The organism is Xenorhabdus aichiensis (assembly GCF_028598775.1).
Lineage (GTDB): Bacteria > Pseudomonadota > Gammaproteobacteria > Enterobacterales > Enterobacteriaceae > Xenorhabdus > Xenorhabdus bovienii.
Genome location: NZ_JAQRFO010000117.1, coordinates 1 through 1320 on the forward strand (window position 1 = coordinate 1; position 1320 = coordinate 1320).

1 protein-coding gene is annotated in these 1320 nt (G+C 53.5%); it reads right to left on the reverse strand.

Features of this window, described 5'->3' with window-relative positions:
* The coding region (locus tag PSI22_RS21165) for a TipJ family phage tail tip protein (RefSeq protein WP_273581447.1) at window positions 1-1320 on the reverse strand (1320 nt) is incomplete at both ends.

Sequence of the window (1320 nt, forward strand, 5' to 3'; positions counted from 1 at the left end):
CGCCCTTCCGCTTTACCAGAAGGCAGGTTCAGAATTAACCGCTCGCCCACTTTTGCAGACGATACCCTGTCTAATGTAATGTTACGCCCCTCCACCACACTGATGCGCCCACCCATTACACGGCCGGAAAACATTTCATCCGCCACGCCGATAATGTAACCGGGTAAGGGGAGCTTTCCATCCAACCCCACCGTAAACGACACCATGCGGTCATATTCATTGGTATGCAGCACCCATTTCCCGCGCCGGATAGCCTCACTCTGGCGGGTGCAACCAATCGCGGTAATATCGGCCTGTTTAACCCCAAATCGGCGTATCAAGCGGTTTTCGAAGACGGGCTCCACCGCATCCTGATAGCCGTTCTGCGGATCTGACCAGCTCACCATCGCGGTACTGTAATGGGTCTTCTCGCTGGCACTGGCATAAGTAAACTTACCGTCCCGAACATTGGCGCGGGTGTAGATGTAATCCATATCTCGCGGCATATCGGCCAGCGCATTCATATTGTTGTTTGCCCAGAACGTCATGCCCCGAAAGATGCCGGCAATGTCTTTCAGGACTGTCCAGGCATCCTCTTGTGACTGGATATACACATTACAGGTAAATCTCGGCTCTTGACCGCCCTTACCATCAGGCACGGGCTGATCGCAATACTGAGCGATACGGTACAAATCCCATTTTGCCAGGGCGAGGTTCTCCGCTTTCACTCGCGCGCCGATGCTGAACCGGTCATTAATCATCAGGTCATACAGTACCCACGCCGGGTTATCTGTCCATGCCCATTTAAACGACCCGTCCCAGACACCGGAGTAATGGCGGCTCTCGGGGTCATAGTTGGCCGGAACGCGGATAATGCGCATCTTCGGCTCACACGATATCTGGGGGATTCTGGGGAACTGTTTCGCGTCAAACTGGACAAAGAGTAAGGCGGTTTCGGGGTAACTCAGTTTGGCATCAATGACCTCAGTGATCGCCTCTACTACCATCGTGTCAAATATGCGGACGCTGGTCTGTTTGGGGGTCAGGCGACGAACGCGAACCATCCAACCCGCCATCGCTTTCGGTAAATCAATACGGTGTGACCTTGGGTATTTGGTTGTCGTCTTACCATCGACTGCCGTCTTCAAAACCTCCTGATAAGCCCCGCCATCGGTCGCCACATCTATCGCGTAGTCAATGACATAGCCGACCGTATCCCCATTGTCTTCTTTCTGTTCCTGTAACGGTCCCCATAAAAGCCGGATGCGAACAGCGGACAGTTGAGTATTAGTGACGGACCTCACCCATGACTCCGTTAACTCCGCGCCAACCGTAATATCA